Source organism: Oligosphaera ethanolica (genome assembly GCF_030814695.1).
Classification (GTDB): domain Bacteria; phylum Verrucomicrobiota; class Lentisphaeria; order Oligosphaerales; family Oligosphaeraceae; genus Oligosphaera; species Oligosphaera ethanolica.
The window spans coordinates 5,665,737-5,684,752 of sequence record NZ_JAUSVL010000001.1; the positions used below are offsets into that span (position 1 = coordinate 5,665,737).

General features: G+C 60.0%; 13 protein-coding genes. 7 read left to right on the top strand and 6 right to left on the bottom strand.

Annotated features, from left to right (window positions below; genetic code table 11):
* The first annotated feature begins 763 nt into the window (after nucleotides 1-763).
* Entirely contained in the window at nucleotides 764-1,414 is a 651-nt protein-coding gene (locus J3R75_RS19550; protein WP_307265365.1) for an RIO1 family regulatory kinase/ATPase domain-containing protein, read from the top strand.
* Between the two features lie 41 nt (nucleotides 1,415-1,455).
* Here the strand turns inward: J3R75_RS19550 and J3R75_RS19555 are convergent, their stop codons facing one another.
* Nucleotides 1,456-3,630 (bottom strand): DEAD/DEAH box helicase, encoded by a 2,175-nt coding sequence (locus J3R75_RS19555; protein WP_307265368.1) that lies wholly within the window; start codon nucleotides 3,628-3,630, stop codon nucleotides 1,456-1,458.
* Nucleotides 3,631-3,966: 336 nt separating this feature from the next.
* On the opposite strand from J3R75_RS19555, the gene J3R75_RS19560 reads away from it, so the two are divergent.
* From J3R75_RS19560 to frr, 5 genes are all read left to right on the top strand, one after another.
* The gene (locus tag J3R75_RS19560) at nucleotides 3,967-5,316 is read left to right on the top strand and encodes an alginate export family protein (RefSeq protein ID WP_307265371.1); all 1,350 of its coding nucleotides are present in this window, start codon (nucleotides 3,967-3,969) and stop codon (nucleotides 5,314-5,316) included.
* A 605-nt stretch (nucleotides 5,317-5,921) separates the two neighbouring features.
* Nucleotides 5,922-6,695 (top strand): 30S ribosomal protein S2, encoded by a 774-nt coding sequence (rpsB, locus tag J3R75_RS19565; protein ID WP_307265375.1) that lies wholly within the window; start codon nucleotides 5,922-5,924, stop codon nucleotides 6,693-6,695.
* A 90-nt stretch (nucleotides 6,696-6,785) separates the two neighbouring features.
* Nucleotides 6,786-7,589: a translation elongation factor Ts gene (gene tsf, locus J3R75_RS19570; RefSeq protein WP_307265378.1), complete on the top strand. Its 804-nt coding sequence runs from the start codon at nucleotides 6,786-6,788 to the stop codon at nucleotides 7,587-7,589.
* 222 nt (nucleotides 7,590-7,811) lie between these two features.
* Nucleotides 7,812-8,540: a UMP kinase gene (pyrH, locus tag J3R75_RS19575; protein WP_307265380.1), complete on the top strand. Its 729-nt coding sequence runs from the start codon at nucleotides 7,812-7,814 to the stop codon at nucleotides 8,538-8,540.
* 89 nt (nucleotides 8,541-8,629) lie between these two features.
* Entirely contained in the window at nucleotides 8,630-9,184 is a 555-nt protein-coding gene (frr, locus tag J3R75_RS19580) for a ribosome recycling factor (protein ID WP_370882413.1), read from the top strand.
* Nucleotides 9,185-9,345: 161 nt separating this feature from the next.
* Here frr and orn read toward each other — a convergent pair whose 3' ends face one another.
* The 5 genes from orn to J3R75_RS19605 all read right to left on the bottom strand — a co-directional run bounded on the left by orn (nucleotide 9,346) and on the right by J3R75_RS19605 (nucleotide 17,790).
* A complete protein-coding gene (gene orn / locus J3R75_RS19585) occupies nucleotides 9,346-9,885 on the bottom strand; it encodes an oligoribonuclease (protein WP_307265386.1) in 540 nt (179 codons plus the stop codon).
* An 82-nt stretch (nucleotides 9,886-9,967) separates the two neighbouring features.
* Complete coding sequence (locus J3R75_RS19590; protein ID WP_307265388.1) at nucleotides 9,968-12,892, bottom strand: right-handed parallel beta-helix repeat-containing protein; 2,925 nt, start codon at nucleotides 12,890-12,892, stop codon at nucleotides 9,968-9,970.
* Nucleotides 12,893-12,997: 105 nt separating this feature from the next.
* Nucleotides 12,998-14,326, bottom strand: a complete 1,329-nt coding sequence (locus tag J3R75_RS19595; protein ID WP_307265390.1) for an FAD-dependent oxidoreductase — start codon at nucleotides 14,324-14,326, stop codon at nucleotides 12,998-13,000.
* A 62-nt stretch (nucleotides 14,327-14,388) separates the two neighbouring features.
* Nucleotides 14,389-16,575 (bottom strand): DNA polymerase domain-containing protein, encoded by a 2,187-nt coding sequence (locus tag J3R75_RS19600; RefSeq protein WP_307265393.1) that lies wholly within the window; start codon nucleotides 16,573-16,575, stop codon nucleotides 14,389-14,391.
* Nucleotides 16,576-16,623: 48 nt separating this feature from the next.
* On the bottom strand, nucleotides 16,624-17,790 hold the full coding sequence (locus tag J3R75_RS19605) for an MraY family glycosyltransferase (protein ID WP_307265396.1): 1,167 nt from the start codon (nucleotides 17,788-17,790) through the stop codon (nucleotides 16,624-16,626).
* A 531-nt stretch (nucleotides 17,791-18,321) separates the two neighbouring features.
* On the opposite strand from J3R75_RS19605, the gene J3R75_RS19610 reads away from it, so the two are divergent.
* Nucleotides 18,322-19,005, top strand: a complete 684-nt coding sequence (locus J3R75_RS19610; protein ID WP_307265399.1) for a TetR/AcrR family transcriptional regulator — start codon at nucleotides 18,322-18,324, stop codon at nucleotides 19,003-19,005.
* Nucleotides 19,006-19,016 lie beyond the last annotated feature (11 nt).

Genomic DNA, 19,016 nt, shown 5'->3' on the forward strand with positions numbered 1-19,016 from the left:
ATGGGCGAAACGCCTAATATAAGTAATCGGTCAGTGATTGATATCGGATGCACGACATTCCCCTCTCCGGCGCGGTGAGATTGGACATGCTAGCCAATGTGGCGCCCTCCGGGCGCAATTCTATGTTATTGTCATACCCCGGGTTGCGGCGCCCTCCGGGCGCCTCACCCGGGGCTATGCATAGTACGGCCCTCCGGGCCGAACTTGGCCGACCTGACGACTTGCTTTGTCAGGTTCGGGCCGAAAACTACCATCATTCACTATCCATGTTTTTGCGCCGTAGGCGCTTAACCATGCTTAACCCCAGGCTTTAGCCTGGGGACGCAGCCTGCCAACAGACAGTGCCTCGTAGAGGCACCACAGTATTGGTTATCAATGACTCCTATGAAACACGCTGCCGCAAAGGTCGGCGGAAATCAAGGTCGGATGGCTGGGCGGCGACTGGCCGTGGGTTTCCTGCAAATTGTCCCAGCGAAGCGCCGGGGTGTACACTGACCGATTACTAATATAAGTCTATTTATGCTCAGTGCACCTTGTTTTTTTACCCCCGGGCGGCAAATTAACACGGCTTGACGAGGGAAGTGGGCGGGACCGCCAGCACTATTGCCGCACTCGCCCAATTTTATTCAGCGAAGCGCCCAAGCCCGGGCATTGTCCCCTGCCCTCAGCCATGACAACACCAGCCGGCAACGACAGCCATCACCCCCCAGACGCACATGCCGTTGCGGGCCTTGACAAAGCAAGGCTGCTAGCCAACGCGGTCATGATCAAGGCTGCGCGCTCCATCGGCGACGCCGATGTCTACCGCGCGGAACAGCCCGGTGCCACGTCGTTACTGGTCAAGAGCTACCGCCAACGGCCCCTGTTTATTCGCTGGCTCTTCGCCCGTCGCTGCTTGCGCAACGAGTACCACAAGCTCGCATTTCTTCGCGACCTGGGGATCGTACGCGTGCCGCAGCCCGTCGCTCTGCCTGACAAGGACACGCTGGCCATGGAATTCCTGACCGATGCCGTGCCCTTGAACACCACTTGGCGTACAGACAGACAGCCGCCGCAGGAGTTCTTCAGTAAACTGAACGACATCATCACAGAACTGCATCGCCGTGGCTTTGCCCATGGCGATTTCCGCAGCACCAACGTCATGGTCACCCACGATGGGGAGCCCTGCCTAATCGATTTCGCCACCGCTGTCTGCCGCAACCCAGGTTGCTCCTGCGTGGAGCAGGCCCTCTTCCCCTTCTTCCGGCGAACCGATCTCTTCGCCATGGCGAAAATAATCGCCAAATTCCATCCGGAGATGCTCAGCGGACCACAAACCCAGCGTCTGGGTTCACCACCGTGGTATCTGCGCCTCGGGCGCTTCCTGCGCAAAAATGTCTATCGCCGCTACCTCAAGCAGAGCTTCGAAGGCTGAGTACGCCACCACGACACGTACCCAGCGCTTAGTCCAGCGTCTTATTTGCGCAGATACCACTTCTTGATGGCCGGCAGGGGCGCCGGTGGCAGGTCGTCCATCAGGCGTTTGTGAGCGGGTTTCTTGCTCTTATCGCTGGCATTTTCCGGTTTGTGGGCGTCCTTGCCGGCGCTATCAGGGCGTCGTGGGGCGGCGCCATGGGCGGCATGATCAACGTGCCCTTCTGTGGCGTGGTCGCGTTTCTTGGGCGGCCAATATTCAGCCGGAAGCTTCGGGCGTTGTGGGGGGCGAGTGGTGCCGGCAGGCGCCCTGTCCTCCCGCTGCGGGGCGGCGCCGTGGTCAGCGGCTTGCGGACGCGGTGCCTGCTCGTGAGCCGACGCTGGCCGCATAGCGCCATCGCGGCGCCCACCACTGCGTTCGCCGCCAGCGGCGAAGCGTTCGGCATCTCGCGGGTGGAACCTGCCAGTGCGGTTGTCCGGTCGGCGTGGGGAGCCGCCGTAACGGCCGCTGCGGCCACCGCGTTGTTCGCGAGGCTGAGGGGCCAAGATTCTGTCCAGGCGCTGCCCCGCAATGCCGATATGCTCCGGGCCGAGATCACCGCCACCGGCCAGCTGCCGGCTGAGCAGTTTCGCCAGCAGAACCAACAGGTCCTGGTTGGTGCTCAGGGTTTGGACCTGGTTGAGAATATCCACATCCAGTTCTTCCTCCAGCAGATCGCGGAAAATCGTCTTGAGGCGGCGGGAGGTGACTTCGGTCCGCGTTGGAATCAGGCGGTTTTCCAGCTGCGCGCCGACATTCGTCCGGATCGCCTCCAGCTGTCGCATCTCCCGGGGGGTAACCAGGGTAATCGCCGTGCCGGCGCGACCGGCGCGGCCGGTCCGGCCGATGCGGTGCACGTAGCCACGGGAATCAAAGGGCATATGGAAGTTGAACACGTGCGTAACGTCGTCCACGTCCAAGCCGCGGGCGGCGACATCCGTCGCCACCAGGATGTCAATTTCGCTGCGGCGAAACGCCATCATGACCCGGTTGCGAGCCGCCTGTTCCATGTCGCCATGGAGGCAGTTCACACTGAAACCACGTCCACCGAGGACGATATTCAGCGAGTCGGTTTCCTCGCGTGTCCGACAGAAGATGATTGCCTTGCGCACATTTTCCGCATCAATCAGACGGATGATGGCATTGACGCGCTCGCTGTCTTCAATCACGCAGAACAGCTGCTCAATGTCGTTGTTCGCAGTTTCATTCACCCCCATGGTGATATTGACTGGATTAATTAAGACGGTCTGCGCCAGATTCACCACCGGTCGCGGCATGGTCGCGGAGAACAGCATGGTCTGCCGCGGCCCCGGGAACGCTTCGAAAATCTTCTTGACGTCATCCAAAAAGCCCATGTCGAGCATTTCGTCGGCTTCATCCACCACGACGAACTGGGGATTGACGCCCTTAAAATGCCCCGATTCAAGCAGATCAATCAAGCGTCCGGGCGTCGCCACCAGCATATTGATGCCTTGCGCCAGCATCTGCTCCTGCCGGGTGTAGGATTGACCACCTGTGAAAGCCGCGGTCTTGACGCCCGTATAGCGTCCTAGACGATACAATTCCGAACTGACCTGAGCGGCCAGCTCGCGGGTCGGCACCAGCACCAGCAGCTGCAGGCCCTTCTGGCCGCGGATCTTCTCCATCGCCGGCAAACCAAAAGCCGCCGTTTTGCCCGTGCCCGTCAACGCCTGGCCAATCAAGTCACGACCGGCAAGCAACTCGGGAATGGCCTTCGCCTGAATCGGCGTCGCCACGCTGAAACCCGCTTCGCGAACGCCGCGCATCAGCTCGTCACAAAAACCAAAACGCGCAAAACCGTCCTCGGGAACAGCCGCAACCGCCACCTCTTCGCCGGTGGCAGCGTCTTCGTCCACGACGGCTCCGGCCGCAACGGCCTCGCCACTTTGCACAACCACAGTCCCGGCAGACGCAAGCTCAGCATCAGTTTCGCTCACAACATCGGCAGACGCAGTCGGTTCAGACATCGTCTTCTCATCTTTTTCGTCAATCGCCACCAGGGCCTCGCTTTCATCCAAAACAACTGCACTCGCTGCAACCTCAACCGCTGACGCGGCCTTCGCTGTCGTCGCCAAAGCCGGGTCCTCCGCAAAGGCATCCGGCACATCAATGATTAGTTCGGCGGGATTCCCCGCCATCTTCACACTATCAGCCATTCTTTCACCAGTCGTTGTCTGCGCCATACGCTCCTCTACTACTTCATTTTCTCGGCGCATCACCCCTCACAGGCAGAACGCCACGGCCACTTTATCCCTTAAAAATGTTTTATAATCTACTTGACAAACAAGAAATAGCAAGGAAAGAATACGTAAAGAGATGACAGGATATGACAAACAGCATGCGAACCCACACCTTTTTCCCAAGCCACGCACTTGCATGCGGCCAGCATGGCGGTATTGTATCGCCGTTTCGCTTCATTGGAACAGAGGGCGGCGGGTATTGGTGCAAGAAGCAACTGTGGGTGAGAACGCAACCAGAAGAGGATTTACACCGTGATTTTACCTATTCGCAACGTGTTGACTGTGGCGGCTGCCCTGGTCCTATCCCTGCCGGTTTTGGCAGATCGGGTGTACGACCTGGACGACGGTCTGAAGTTGAGTCTTGGCGGCGATGTGCGCCTGCGCTGGGAGATCATTGATCGCAATGTTCCGCGGCCAAATGTCCATGACGACGGCCCCGACATTCAGTATTTACGAGTTCGGCCGCGCGTGTGGGGCAGTCTTGAATTGCTTGATCCGCATGTCAAGTTGAATTTGCGTTTAACGAACCGGATGCATTTCACGTCCAGTCGTCCAGGCGACAATGAAAACGGCGCCGCGCACTGGGAGTTTCCGGATGAAGTCGTGCTTGACATGGCCAATATTGAGTTGATTGACATTCTTGGTGACAACAGCTGCTTGAAGATCGGCCGGCAGGATTTGGGGTTTGGTTACGGCATGATTCTCTCCGAGGGCACGCCATTTGACCAGGGGCGCACGGTCTATCACGACGGCATCACCTACCGCTACACGCATGAGAAGCACAAGGTCACGCTATTTTCTTTCTACGATTCCTGGAAGGACCACTCGGTCTTCATCAATGATCAGAACCGCCGTCTGGCGATTGGCGACATTTTCACGGCCGGCGCCTATTACACCTACAGCCACGATCCGAAACTGAATCTCGACCTGTACTACATGTACAACGATGTGGACGATGACTATCCGACGCAAGCCATTAACAGCTGGCCGACGGACAGCAACCTGAGCCTGCACACCATCGGCACCCGCCTGTTCGGCCAAGCCATGCCGCAACTCGGCTACAGCGTGGAAATGGCCAAACAGGGTGGTTACAACAATCTCGGCGAGGACAATCAGGGCTTCATGTTCGACGCCCGCATTACCCTCAGTGCCCCCAAAGACACGCCGATGAAACCCGCCATCGGGCTGGAATACATGTTCCTCAGCGGCGACCGCAATGACAGCGGCAAAAACGAAGGCTGGTTCCCGCTCATGAGCGCCGCGCCGCTCTGGGGTGATGACCTCCTGGCAATCCAATACAACGGCTTCTGGAGCAATATGCACATGGCCTCCAGCGAGCTTATCTTCTTCCCCATTGAGGACCTCAAGGTGCAAATTGGCGCCGCCTTCTATCAGGCCGACACCACCAAGTCCACCCTCGCCACCCACGATCCTACCAATGACGGCGACAACATCGGCATGAGGCTTTTCGCCTTCGCCTACTACACGGTAAACAAACACCTCAGCTTCGCCACTGAAATCGCCCATTTCGATCCCGGCGACTACCACCACAATGGCCATAAGAGTCTCTGGGCGCGTTTCCAAACCGTCCTGACCTTCTAAACGGCGCAAACACATCCGCCAGTAAAAGAGCGCCGTAATCGTTCCGTGATTGATAACCGCCGGTCCCAGGAGACGCCTGAGACCGGCGGAACCCCTTCTAGCGACGCGCCTGGGAGCCCACCTTGATCGGACGGATCGGACGGATCCGTCTGATTGATCCGTCCGATCGGTCCGATCGGTCCGAAAAAGCCATTCAGTGCCGCAAAGGAGTCCCCACGATCCCGTGCGTCCCCTATATGCGGCTTTTTTCCATCACTCCTATGAAACACGCTGCCGCAAAGGTCGGCGGAAATCAAGGTCGAATGGCTGGGCGGCGGCGGGCCGTGGGTTTCCTGCAAATTGTCCCAGCGAAGCGCCGGGGTGTACACTGACCAATTACAAACGCCCGGCTTTTTTCCTTCTACGTGGTTGCGTAGGAGAGGAAAAACGATATAGTATGGAGCTTTTTCGCGTTGCAACGCCTGCATTGGTCAGGCAAGCACCCGTTCCCGGGCCGTGGCGCGAACACTCAACGGCATGACGTTTCGAATCCAGCTGGGGAACAGCCCGTATAGGCGGCGGCTGGTGGGTAAAGCGTCAGGTAACACAAGAAAGGATCTGGTTCCGTGGCAAACATTAACATCACTGATCTGTTGGAAGCCGGCGTGCATTTCGGTCACAAAACCAAGCGCTGGAATCCCAAGATGAAGCCGTACATCTACGGTACTCGCAATGGCATCACCATTTTTGACCTGACCATCACCATGAAGCAGCTGTCAGCGGCTTGCGATTACCTACACGACATCGCTGCCCAGGGCGGCCAGATCCTTTTCGTGGGTGCCAAACGCCAGGCACAGGAATGCGTCCGTGAAATCGCTGAAAACCTCAACATGCCCTTTATGTGTGACCGCTGGCTGGGTGGCACCCTCACCAACCAGAAAGTCGTTCTCAGCCGCGTCAGCTATATGAAAAAACTGCAAACACAGGATGCCGACGGCAGCCTGGACAGCCTGCCCAAGAAGGAAGTCGCCGGCCTGCGCCGCGAACTGGGCAAGCTGCAGACCGCCCTTGGCGGCATCGCCAACATGAAGGGCCTGCCCAACGCCGTCGTCGTCATTGACGTCGACCGCGAGCACATTGCCGTGCAGGAAGCCGCCAAGCTCGGCATTCCCGTCGTCGCCCTCGTCGACTCCAGCTGCAATCCCGACCAAGTCGAATACGTCATCCCCGGCAACGACGACGCACTGCGCTCCATCAAGGTCATTATGGACGCCATTGCCACCGCCGTCGCCGATGGTCTCAGCGTGAGCAACAAAAAACGCGAGAACAAGGCCACCAAAGAGGCCGCACCGGTCGCCAAGGAAGGCGATGATGACGAGGATAGCGCCGACAAGGCCTGAGGCGGAACCCCATGCCGCCCTGCCCGTGCCGCACAATGAGCCGCACGGGCCGTCCACGACCTACAGCACAGCATATGAAGGAGTTTTCCAATGGCCAACATTTCCGCATCACAAGTCAATGAGCTGCGCCAGAAAACCGGCGTTGGCATGATGGATTGCAAAAAAGCCCTTGTCGCCTGCGACGGCGACATGGAAGGCGCCATTGAGCACCTGCGCAAGACCGGCATGGCGAAAGCCGAGAAGAAGGCCGGCCGCAGCGCCACCCAGGGCATCTTCGTGTCACTGGTCAAAGGCAACGTCGGCACCATTATTGAGCTCCTCTGCGAAACCGACTTCGTCGCCAAAACCGATGCCTTCAAGGCCTTCGGCGCCGGCGTCGCCGAAAAGGTCATCAATGAGTTCGCCGACAACGGCGATATTTCCGAGAAGTTGGCCACCACCATGCAGAACGAACTCAAGGAACTCATTGCCAAGATTGGCGAGAACATGCATCTGCGCCGCGCGGTCCGCTGGGTCAGCAACGGCAAAATCGGCAGCTATCTGCACACCGGCGTTGCCTACGGCGTGATGGTCGATGTCGAAGGCGAATGCGACGACGAATTGCTCTCCAGCATCTGCATGCACGTCACGGCCTTCTCGCCCCGCTACATCGTGCCGGCGGATGTCCCCGCGGACATCGTCGCCAAAGAACGCGAGATTGCCGCCGCCCAGTTGGCCGGCAAGCCCGCCAACATGATTGAGAACATCGTCAACGGCAAGATCAACAAGTGGTACAGCGAAGTCTGCCTGACCAAGCAGCCCTGGATCAACGACCAGAAGACCTCCCTCGAGAAGGTCGCGCCGAAACTCACCGTGAAGCGCATGGTTCGTTGGCAGGTCGGCGAGGAAATCTGACCACGCTGTCATTACCGGCAACAGCCACAGCCGGTCTGACAACTGGCTGACTCATGCCTCTCAGGGCAATTGCACGAGCATTGACAGCTCAGCAATTGCCCTTATTTTTGCCCGCATCAGGCCAAGACCGCCCGCAAGGACGCACGCGGCCGATAGTAGTTAATGTTTTCGTGCGGCCGTCCGCCCGCCTCAGCGCAACGCATCACAGCATGGAGAGAGACAATGACATCCCAACCGCACTTCCGGCGTATTCTGCTCAAACTCAGTGGCGAAATGCTCAAGGGCCCATCCGGTTTCGGTATTGACAGCACTGCCACCATGGCCGCCGCCAGCCGCATCAAGGAGGCCGTCGCCTCCGGCAGCCAGGTCGCCATCATCATCGGCGCCGGCAATCTCTTCCGCGGCCAGGCCGGCAGTCGCCAGGGCATGGACCGCTCCTGCGCCGACAACATCGGCATGCTCGCCACCTGCATGAACGCCCTGGCCATGCGCGACGCCCTTGAGGGCATCGGCGTCCGCGCCGAAGTGCAATCCGCCATGGCCATCACCGGCGTGCTTGATCCCTTCGACCAGCGCCGGGCGGACCAGCTGCTCAACGCGGGCGTCGTCGTCCTCTTCGCCGCCGGCACCGGCCATCCCTACTTCACTACCGATACTTGCGCCGCCCTGCGCGCCTGCGAAATCCACGCCGATGCCGTTTTCAAGGGCACAAAAGTCAACGGCGTCTACTCCGCCGACCCCATGAAAGACCCCACGGCCACCCGCTACGAACGCGTCAGCTTCCAAACCGTACTGGCCAAGCGCCTGCAGGTCATGGACGCCACCGCATTCTCGCTCTGCCAAGACAACCGCCTGCCAATTGTCGTGTTTAAATTTGGCGAAGAGGGCGTTTTGAACGATATTATGCGCGGCAATTTCAGCGCCGCCACACTCGTCAGCGTGGACGACTGAGTCCTGCTAGAGCTGTCATTCACCAACCACCAACCTGGAGGACATCCGCTATGGCTAAAAGCAAACCGGCCAGCAACGCCACCCCGGCCATCACCAGCATTGTCGAAGACACCAAGGCCACCATGCAGCAGGCGTTGGACATCATGCAGAAGGCCTTCGGCACCGTGCGCACAGGCAAAGCCTCACCGGCTCTGGCCGAGGGCATCATCGTCGAGTACTATGGCACCCAGACCCGCTTGAAAGACATCGCCAGCATCACCGCGCCGGAGCCGCGCATGCTAGTCATTCAGCCGTGGGATCAGGGCGCAGTCAAGAGCATTGAAAAGGCCATTCAGGGCTCCGAACTCGGCATCAGCCCTGTCAGCGACGGCCGCATTATCCGCCTGCCCATACCCGAACTGAGCGAAGAACGCCGCAAGGACATGACCAAGCTCGTCAAAAAACGCGCAGAAGAATGCCGCATCGAAATCCGCAATGCTCGCCGCGATGCCAACGAAGCCATCAAGAAGGCCCAGAAGGCCTCTGAAATCACCGAAGACGATCAGAAAGTCATGACTGACGACGTCCAGAAACTCACCGACAAAATGATTGAGCAGGTCAACAAGCTGCTCGAAGTCAAGGAAGCCGAACTCATGGCCGTCTGATTACCCCCTGCCCCACTCCCACAGCGCCAGCGCCAGGCTCAACCTCACTTGGCGTTATGGCGGCTGTGATACCACGAAGAGCCACCGGCACGCTTCTGCGCCACCGGTGGCTCTTCGTTTGTGGATATCGTAGTGTGGCGCAACGCCGACAGCGGCAATGTTCAGCGCAGGAGTTCGCGGCGGTAGTAGCGCAGTTCGGCGATGGACTCGCGGATATCGTCCAGCGCGCGGTGTTTTTCCTGCTTGCTGAAGCCGCCCATGATTTGCGGTGCCCAGCGTTCTGCGAGGATCTTGAGGGTGCTGACATCGAGATTCCGGTAGTGGAAATAGGCCTCAAGCATCGGCATGTACTGGTAGAGAAAGCGCCGGTCCTGCCCAATGCTGTTCCCACAGATGGGGCTCTTGCCCGCAGGGACGTACTGGCTGACAAAAGCCAGCGTCTGCGCCTCGGCCTCGGCTTCGCTGACGCCGCTCTGGCGCACCCGTTCCAGCAGCCCCGACTGGCTGTGGTGGGTCTGATTCCACTCGTCCATCGCCGCCAGCACCTCTTCCGGCTGGCGCACGGCCAGGACGGGGCCCTCGGCAACGACGTTCAGGTCGTTATCCGTGATCAGCGTGGCGATCTCAATGATGCGATCGCGCTCGGGGCGCAACCCCGTCATCTCCAGATCAATCCAAATCAGGTTCTTTTCATCAAGCATTGACTCACTCCCTACTCACTGCGACACAAACGAACGCGCCGGCCCGGGGTGGCGCCGGCGCAGTAATAACAATGAAGACGGTTTATTCCAGGCGGATAGTCCCGGCCTGCTCCACGCGCCAGGTCTGCGCGCCGGTGCCGGCCCACTGCAGCCACTGGCGCTTCTCGCGCCGGAACACGCCGATATTGAAACGAATGTCCGTGCCGGCGGCGGTCGGAATGGCCACGGCTGCCAGCGGTACCGTCCATTCCGCAGTCCAGCCTTGGTCATTCACTGTGGCGCGGAAAGACACCGCCGCGGCGAGCTTTGTCGACGCGGCTTCCGGCGCGCCGGCCTCAGTAGAACTTTCGCAGCCGCCGTCGGGAAAGCCATGAAGAACGAAGGTCGGGTGCTGCGCGTTGTTGTCAGCGTCCGCAAAACAGAGTTCGACGCCGTCGGTCTTGGTCCATTGACTCGGACCGTCCAACTGCGGCGCCTTGGTCAAGGGCACGTCGATTTTCACGCGCAGGACGCCATCGTGATGCGCCAACCAGGCCCGCGCGGGGGCGCCATCGGCCTTGCTGCGATCCTGGTTCTCCTGCACCAGCTCGGCTGCGGCCGGGAAGCCTTGGGGCAGCGACTTCACCAACAGGGGCGTCGTGCGCCGGGGCAACGGCGGGCGCTTTGGCGGCGTCGCCGCCACTGGCACCAGCCCCGGCCGGCGCGGCTCCATGCCCTTGACGATGCCGGCGAAGCTCACGTCGTCCACAAAGGCCTTGCCAGCACCGCTCTTGGTGATGGCGATGCGGTGCGCGCCGGGAGCGTCCGGGCTGCGATAGCGCAGGAACAGCTGCCGCCACACGCCATCAGCGCGGGCCTCGTCAGCCTGGGCAATGAGCTTGCCGTCTTCGTAGAGGGCGATGTTCAGCTTGGCACCGTCAACGAGTTTGAGCCAAGTGATGTATTCGTAGTCCTGATTGGGCCGCAGCGCCGGCAGCGCCTGTTCGACGCCGCTGGGCTCGTCGCCGGCAAGCTCCATGCCGGCGCCAACGATGGTGTCGCGAGTCGTGTAACTTTCGGTAATACCGCCCGGCCCCCAGATAATCTTGGCGGTCTTGGCGCCCGTCAGCTCCCATGGGCCGAGCTTGCCGTGGTAACGGCTCCACTGGAACGAGCCGTGCGCGACCAGATTGCGCAGGGGCGTGTCCGCCAAGCGGTATTCTGGATTCGGCGGATTGGCAAAGTCGTGACCGGCACGCCAGGTATCGCCCGGCTCATAGGCCCCGACGCCGGGCTTGTCGCCCGTGATCCCCGGCACCACGAGCCCCGCGCCCTGCCCGGCATGGAAGCCCATGAAGGTGTCAATGCCCAGCTGCTCTTTGGGAATGTCATAGCGGTTGGCGACGAAGATCGCGTTGTAGTGATCGGCTATCTTGCCGACCACGGCGTTGTTGATGTACGAGCAGTGGTACAGCCAGTCGCTGGCCCAGCGGCCCCAATTGCCGGCCTTGCCCAGCATGCTGTTGTTGATCACGTGGTTGTTCTGCCCCGGTCGGTTCAAACGGATGTCGCAGCCGTTGATATTCCACACGACATTGCGGTACACAAAATAGTTGCTGGTGAAGTTATCCAGGTAGATGCCCATGCGCGTGCCGTGGGCGGCGTTGTCGTGACACCAGTTGTAGCGGAATTCCGTGCCACCGCCGTCCGATGCGCAGACGTAGGTAGCACCGAGATCGTGGCATATCCGTCCCATGCGGTGGATATCGTTGTACTGGATGATGTTGGCCTGCCCGCCTGGCAGCATGCAATCCCGACCGGTGTCATGCAGACTGCAATGGCTCACTAGGTGCTCCTGGCCGGCAAGACGAATGGGCGTGTCGTAGCTACCCGTGTAGTCCGTGTGATGGATCCAGCAGTTGATGATACTGTTACGGGTACCCGACACCGACACGCCATCGCCCGCGCAATACGCTATTTCGCTGTCCCGCAGGACATTGCGCGAGCCACTGAGTTGGCTGCCCACTTTCGCTCCCAGCCCATAGCTGGTGTCGCCGCCACGCAGATTGCCCTGATGCAACACCCGGAGCCCCTTGAGCACGCAATCTTCGCTGCCCAGGACATTGACAGTCGCCGCCACTACCTCAATGCCGCTGATAAGGACGTGCCGACAGCGTTCCAATGTCAGTCCACTGCGGCGACGCTGGAACTCAATGGCTAGCGCATTGGCGTCGGCGCCTGCCGGCACCTGCAGATACAGCGCCTTCTCCCCGTCGTCGTAGAACCACTCGCCAGGCGCGTCAATCTCGCCCTTGCCGCCCTTGAGGTAGAAATAGCCGCCCTGCGGGCGCGTCAGGCCCATGAAGCGCCAACCGCCCCGGGTGGCCTTGCCGGCATTGGGAAAAGACAGCGTCTTGGTGGCCGCGTCGTAGTTTTCGACGACGACGCTCCACGATGTCCACTTGGCCCCGCCCATCACCCACAGTACCGCGCCCTGCCAGTAGCCGTCGGGACGGTCAGGTAGTTCGGGACATACAAGGGCGTCTTCCTGCTTGCAGGCCTGGAAGGTCTGGCCTTCCCAATCCAGCAAGTCGTCATTGCTCTTGTTGGGCCAACGCGCTTCCACGCCGGGCTGGCCATTAAGCAACAGCTGATTGAATTCGCCCAACGACCAGTCGCAGCGCGCTTTCCAAATATCGCCCTGTACCCTCTGCCAGCCCGTCACCGCGTCGCAACCGCTGAAGACCGGCGTTTCGCCCGGCCAGGCCGCAAAGCTCAGAGGCTTCTCAGCCGTACCGGCGACATCCTTGATCACCACGGCCTCGCGGTAGGTCCCGCCACGAATCAGGCAGCGGTCACCGGGCTGCATCACCGTGGCAGCGTGGCCAACGCTGCGCCACGGCGCAGCGACACTGCCCGCTGCCGCGTCATCGCCCAGCGGCGATACCACGTATTCAGCCGCGCCGGCGATCGTCGCCAACGCCACGGCACTACAAAGACTCAGCAGACTACGGGTCGTCGTTATCATCTCGTCTTCTCCTCGTCTGAATGGGTGATTGGATGTCGCCGGGATAATGCCGCGCCGCTGGCGGCCGGCACGTCAGCTGCCGCTACCGCCATGCTGCCGCGTACGTCAGCCTGCGGCGTTGGGCAGGAATGCGCCCATGCCAAGCAGGCGCCGCTGCAGTTCGGCGACCGCGAAGCCGCGCGTGGTCGTCTGCTGTTCGATGGCGATGGCCGCGGCCATGCCAGCGGCCTGGCCCGTGATGTAACAGCCTGGCATTACCCGGATGGATCCCTGGATCTTGCGGTCACTGCTGATGCAGCGGCCGGCGACCAGCAAGTTGTCCATGCCACGCGGTGTTAGGCAGCGATAGGGAATGCCGTAACTCTCGCCCTTGCCGTAGCGCAGGGTCTTGCGGAACTCTTCTTCAAACTCGGCGTACTTCGTGGTGTCGGGCTTGGACGGATGGATGTCCACCGGGTAGCAGTAGCGCCCGATTTCGTCAGCAAAAACCGCACGGGCAATAAAATCGTCCACATTGAGGACGTAGTCGCCCTGCACACGCCGGCTCTCGCGGATGCCCAGCAGCGACCCGGTCTGCACCAGCACCATCTTCTCGTAGCCGGGAATGTACTTCTTGTAGAAGGCCTCGAATTCAGGCAGGCGCTGCCGGCCTTCAATGAGGAATTTGGTCAGCGAGCGTTCGTCAGTGGCATCCACGCCAAAAGCATGGCCGATATTGCCGCCCATGATGTGCTCGCCGACGCGGAACATGCCCGGGTGATGGGGATCGTTGACGGTGAAGAGCTTGTCTTCGGCAAAGACCTTCATCAGCGTTTCCTGCACCCGCACGCCGGAGTCGCGGAAACGATCCACGTCAATATCCGTCCAGACGCTGCAGAGGGTACCGGGCATCATGCTACCGTCCGTGTCGCCCTTCTCGTAAGGCGCACCAGCCCAGGCTGCCAAGTCGCCGTCACCCGTGCAGTCAATGAAGACTTTCGCCTTGACCGCGAAAAAGCCGCTCTTGGCATTGCAGATCGCGGCTTGTACCACGCCACCATCGTGAAGCACATCCACGACCTGGGTGTGAAAACTGAACTCGACACCCGCCGCCAGCAACAGCCGGTCATAGACCCGCTTCAGCAGCTCCGCCGGAATGCTGTTGTCGCCGCCAGGAAAATTCGGCCCCTTCTCCTTGCTCAGCTCTTCGCGGACCTCACGACCAATGCCATCGGCGAGAAAGTTGACGCCATCGCCGAACATCATGAACACCGGCACCAGCCCGGCGGTGCCCATGCCACCCAAGCAGGAATGGCCCTCGGCCAAAAAGACCTTGCGCCCCTGCCGCGCCGCAACCAGCGCCGCCGCCACGCCAGCCGGACCACCGCCCGCGATAAAGACGTCGACATCGTGGCGGACCGCTACGCGCTTCTGATACTCAATTTGCTGTGACATGACTATGTTCCTTCTTTCTGTTCTTTGTCGTGCATGACCATAGCGGCCAGTTCCCAAAGGGCTCAGCCTTCGGCGAATTTCGCCTTCAGCTGCGCCAGTTTATCCAGATAATAGGGGATATTTTCGTCCCGTTGCTGCTCGTCGGCCTCTTCGAGAAGCCGGGCATTACCGACGACGGACACGTTCTTTTTGTCGCCGGTGACATAGAATTCGACGGAGTCGCCCTGCAGGTATTCCTTTTTGGCCTGCAGCGCCAGTTCGTAGGCGGCGCTGCGCTTGGTGGCTTTCGCTGCAAGTTTTTCGGCGTATAGGCGCGGCGCCATGGACAGAATTTCGCGCTTGGCGAAGTCCTTCAACGGCAGGCGATGCTCACGGATGTCTGTTTCGAAACGTTCATAGAGCGCCGGCAATTCCGCCTCGCGCCCCGTCAGCAGCATAGTGAGGTGCTCCATCATGTAGCGGCGTTGGAAGGGCTCCAAGCCGCGGGATTTGAGGGCGGCGCCGGTCACACTCACCCGGCCATCCCAATCCAGCAGGGCGTAATTCTTGCTCTTGTAGCCATACATGGCCTGATAGGACGCATCAAGTTCGACCTCAATGCCCGGCGGCAGGATGGCCTGCACCCGCCGTTCCATTTCAGCCTGATCGGTCATCCCAGGCGGCGGCGTGAAGTAAATGCCGTCGGTATCCATTTCTACGATGATCGCACCGGCGTCCTGCAGGAAATCGCGCATGCTGCCGAGGATTTCCCGGCCCTCGCGCGTGATGGCATTGGCCATGACGTAGTCGTTGAAGGTGCCCTGCGAAAAGGCCGTGTAGCCATAAAACGAATTGATCAAAATCTTGAAACTGCCCTGCAGAGCGCTGTAGTTTTCCTTCTCGTGGCCACTAGCCTCGCGCATGGCGTCCTTCGCTGCGAGGCGGAAATTGCGCAGCTCGCCGAGAATACGCCCGAAAGCCCGCTCGCTGTCCCCAGCCGGACACATGCCCCGCGCCAAAATGATGGACGGATACAAGCTGCGCACGTCAACATGCCAGACATTCTGAAAGACGCCGCTGTGTTGCGCTTCCGTCAGCGCGCCCTGCAGGGGCTGCGCTTGCTGCGGGATGGGCAAACTGGCGTTAGCCTGCATGTACTCGGCGCAGAGCAAGGCGTCAATGCGCGTGGCATTGCCGCGAGTAATGCAGCTCTGATAGCTGTACGGCACCAGCTGCGCTTGGTAGAAATAGCTCGGAGAAAGGATGCGGCTGAGCGCGTCGGTCTCCCGGACGTCGTCCATGCAGTACTTCATCAGCGTTTCGGGGTCTTCCTCGAAAATCCGCGTGATGTCATTGCCGGCGACGTAGGTGCGGTTTTCGGCGGCGACGCCGAAGTACCTGGCGGCTGGCTTCAGGCCATGTCCGTCCATGTCGCGATGGGCGACGTCGTACAGCTGCACGAGGTGCCAGGTGTCCACCACATGCCGCCCGTAGATGTCATAGCGCTTGTAGGTCGCCGTGCGCTCACCCGCCGTAAAACGCGAGCTGCGCGCAAAGGTCGGTCGCCGGCTGCGCCCGAGAACAAAGGGGATCTTGTGGCGCTTGCAGCGCTTGTCCAGATAATCGAGGTCGAAATTGAAGATATTGTGGCCCTCAATGACGTCTGGGTCGCGCTCCTGGATCAGCTCAAGCATGCGCTTGAGCATGGCGGCTTCACCAGCCTGGGCCACCGACAGGCAGCACTCCCAGCCCGTGCTGTCCTTGAGTGAAACCAGCAGCACTTCGTCGCTCGCGCGCAATGCGTCGGGGAAATGAAAGCCATCGGCCGTGCGCGTCTCAATGTCGAGCTGCATACGGCGCAGATCCTGGAAGGCCATACCGCGGAACAGCCGGGCAGGCAGCATGGTCAGGATCTGCTGCGCCTTGTCAGTAAAAAGCCGATACGGCGCCAGCGGCGCACTGGGATTCATGCCCGTGAGATCCTTGAGATCCTTCACCGCGTCCTCATAGGCACTCCAGGACGGAAAGGACACCCGCACGCGATGCATGCCGTCGCCGCGCAGCGGCGTTATTTCGCTCGTGTCCTTGAGTGCTCGGGCCAGCTCCGGCCCCGACACCAGCAGCCACGGTTGAAAGGGCATGATTTCGCGGGTCACCACGTCGTCCGTGCCACGGCGGAACAGCACCGCCCGGCCAGCCGAGTCCGTTTCCACCGCCACCACGCGATCATAGTCGCTGCGAACCAGTCGGCTGATGTCCATAGTTGCCATTGTCATCACTCTTTCTTCAGCGCGACCGGGCCGCAGCACGCGCACCGTTTATCGCAGTTTCACAATTAGGAGAATCAAGAGGGGCGTCAAAAAGCCCTGAATCAGCATGAAACGCACCAGCACCTGCGTGTCCGACCAGTTACGGTTCTTCCGGCAGTGGTCGTGCAACGGAAAACGCACCCGGTGCGCCAGCCGAACCAGCCCGAGCTGCTTCTTCACGTCGTCGTCCGAAGCAAAATTTTCCACCCGCTGGGGATTGACGACATTGCGCAAGGGCTGCCGCACATCGAAGCCCAGGCGTTTGAGCGTCCGCAGCATGACCAGCTTGACCAGGCCAGTACCGCCATTGATCAGGAGCATCGGCGCGGCCACCAACACCAGGACGGGGTTGCCTGACGCCAAGGCCGACATGCCCAGCAGCAAGCCCAGGAAGCGGGACCCGGCATCACCCATGAGCACCGAACTGGGCTTGGCGTTGTGCCAGAGATAGCCGCCCAGACTGCCCACCACGCAGGCGATCAGCACTGCCCAGCGCGCACCATCCGCGTAATGCGGCAAAAGCAAGTACTTGGAGATGTCAATATGACCAGTCACCGCATACAAAAACGCGCCCATGGAGAACAGGGCCAGCATGGTCAGGGAGCCCGCCAAGCCGTCCACGCCGTCGCTGCAATTGACCGCGTTGATGCTTAGCCACAGCAACGCCGCCGCTCCGGGAATGTACAGCCACGCCGGCACCAAAAAACCGCCGCCGACGGCGCTGCCCTTGATCAGCGGCAACCAAATGACCATGCTGTCGCACTGGCAGTATATCGCCGCTGCCGCCAGGGAAATCACGAAGTCCAGCAGGCCCTTCTTCATTTCGCTCCAGGGCTTTTCGCTGCAATCATCGCCAAAACCGGTAAGCATGACCAGAAACAGGCAGACGGCCATTCCCCACATCCGCCAAGTGCCAGGCATCAGAAAGATCCACAGCAGCAGACTAATGCCCACCACAATGCTGCCTGCACCCGTCGGCTTGCCCTTCGCCTCCTCGGAATTCTTCACAAAGGGCTTGCCCTGATCTCGCGGCATATAACGCCATAAGCGCGGCAGCAACAGCCAGTTGGCTACAGCACCCGCAAAAGCGCCCATGCTCAACAACACCAAATACGATCCGAAAAGCCGGAAGGGGCCCCAAATCTCAAGCAAATACTCAGACAAATACGGAAACATCAAGGTCTCCAAAAAAACACAACCCAAGCCGCTTATTACTAACCCGCATCCGGCACCCGACGGACAGGCCAACTAGCCCTGTTTCTTGCCATAATCCAGAAGGAAGAACAGAACCGTCCTTTAGTATATTGTCTCTTTCCCGCTTGGCCCTCACACCAAGCCCTTTTTTTCTCCACCGATCAGACCGATCAGACCGATCAGACCGATCCGTCCGATCCGTCCGATCCGTCCGATCAGACCGATCAGACCGATCAGACCGATCAAATCGACGATCCGTCCGATCCGTCCGATCCGTCCGATCCGTCCGCGACAAAAGACCAAAGATCAGACCGATCAGACCGATCAGTTCCATACGTCCCATACGTCCCATACGTCCACAAAAAAACACCCGCCCCACGAAAAAATCATTCAAAAAGCTATTTTAAACTTTTGTTTTAAAATATTTGTTTCACTCCTGCGTTTCTCTGCTGACTGCCGGCCGGGCGCTCTACTGCCCATTCCGGCCCACGTGATGATGGAAAGGACTGTTTCATGGCCAAAGAGGACAAAGCCCCCGATGTCAAAGAGCGTCTGTTGGCGGCGGGTTTGAAAGTATTCGCCAGCAAGGGCTACGACGGCTCAACCGTCCGGGAGATCTGTGAAGAAGCCGCCAGCAACATTGCCGCCATCAACTACTATTTCGGCGACAAGGCCGGCTTTTACCAGGCCGTGCGCGACTACGCCCGCCAGGTCCGCCGGGACAGCATGCAGCGCTGCTGGGACTTCATTGAGCGTGATCCCTGGCAAGCTCTGCGCATCCACATTGACATTTTGTTGGACAACACCTACAACAGCACCATGTCGCAGATCAACTGGATGCACATGCGCGACCTGGTGGACACCCAAAATCACCATCTCATCCCGCAGATTCCCGACCGCGAAAAGCTCATCAAAAGCTACGAAGATCGCATGACCAGCATGCTCTCGGCACTGCTTGGCCCGGCCGCAACGGAGGCCAACATCAGCCTAATCCGTTATACCTACCACAGTCTCTGTCTCTTCCTGCCCATTCAGACCCAGGTCGAACAGCGATTCTTCAACGGCAAGGGCCGCTTCAGCCTCAGCGCCAACCATGACAAGACCTTCCTGACCAATTACATCCTCGACATCGTCCACCGCGCGGTAGACGACATGAAGGCCAAACAAGAAACCACAACGTCCCGACCCCAGGCATAAGGCCCATATCC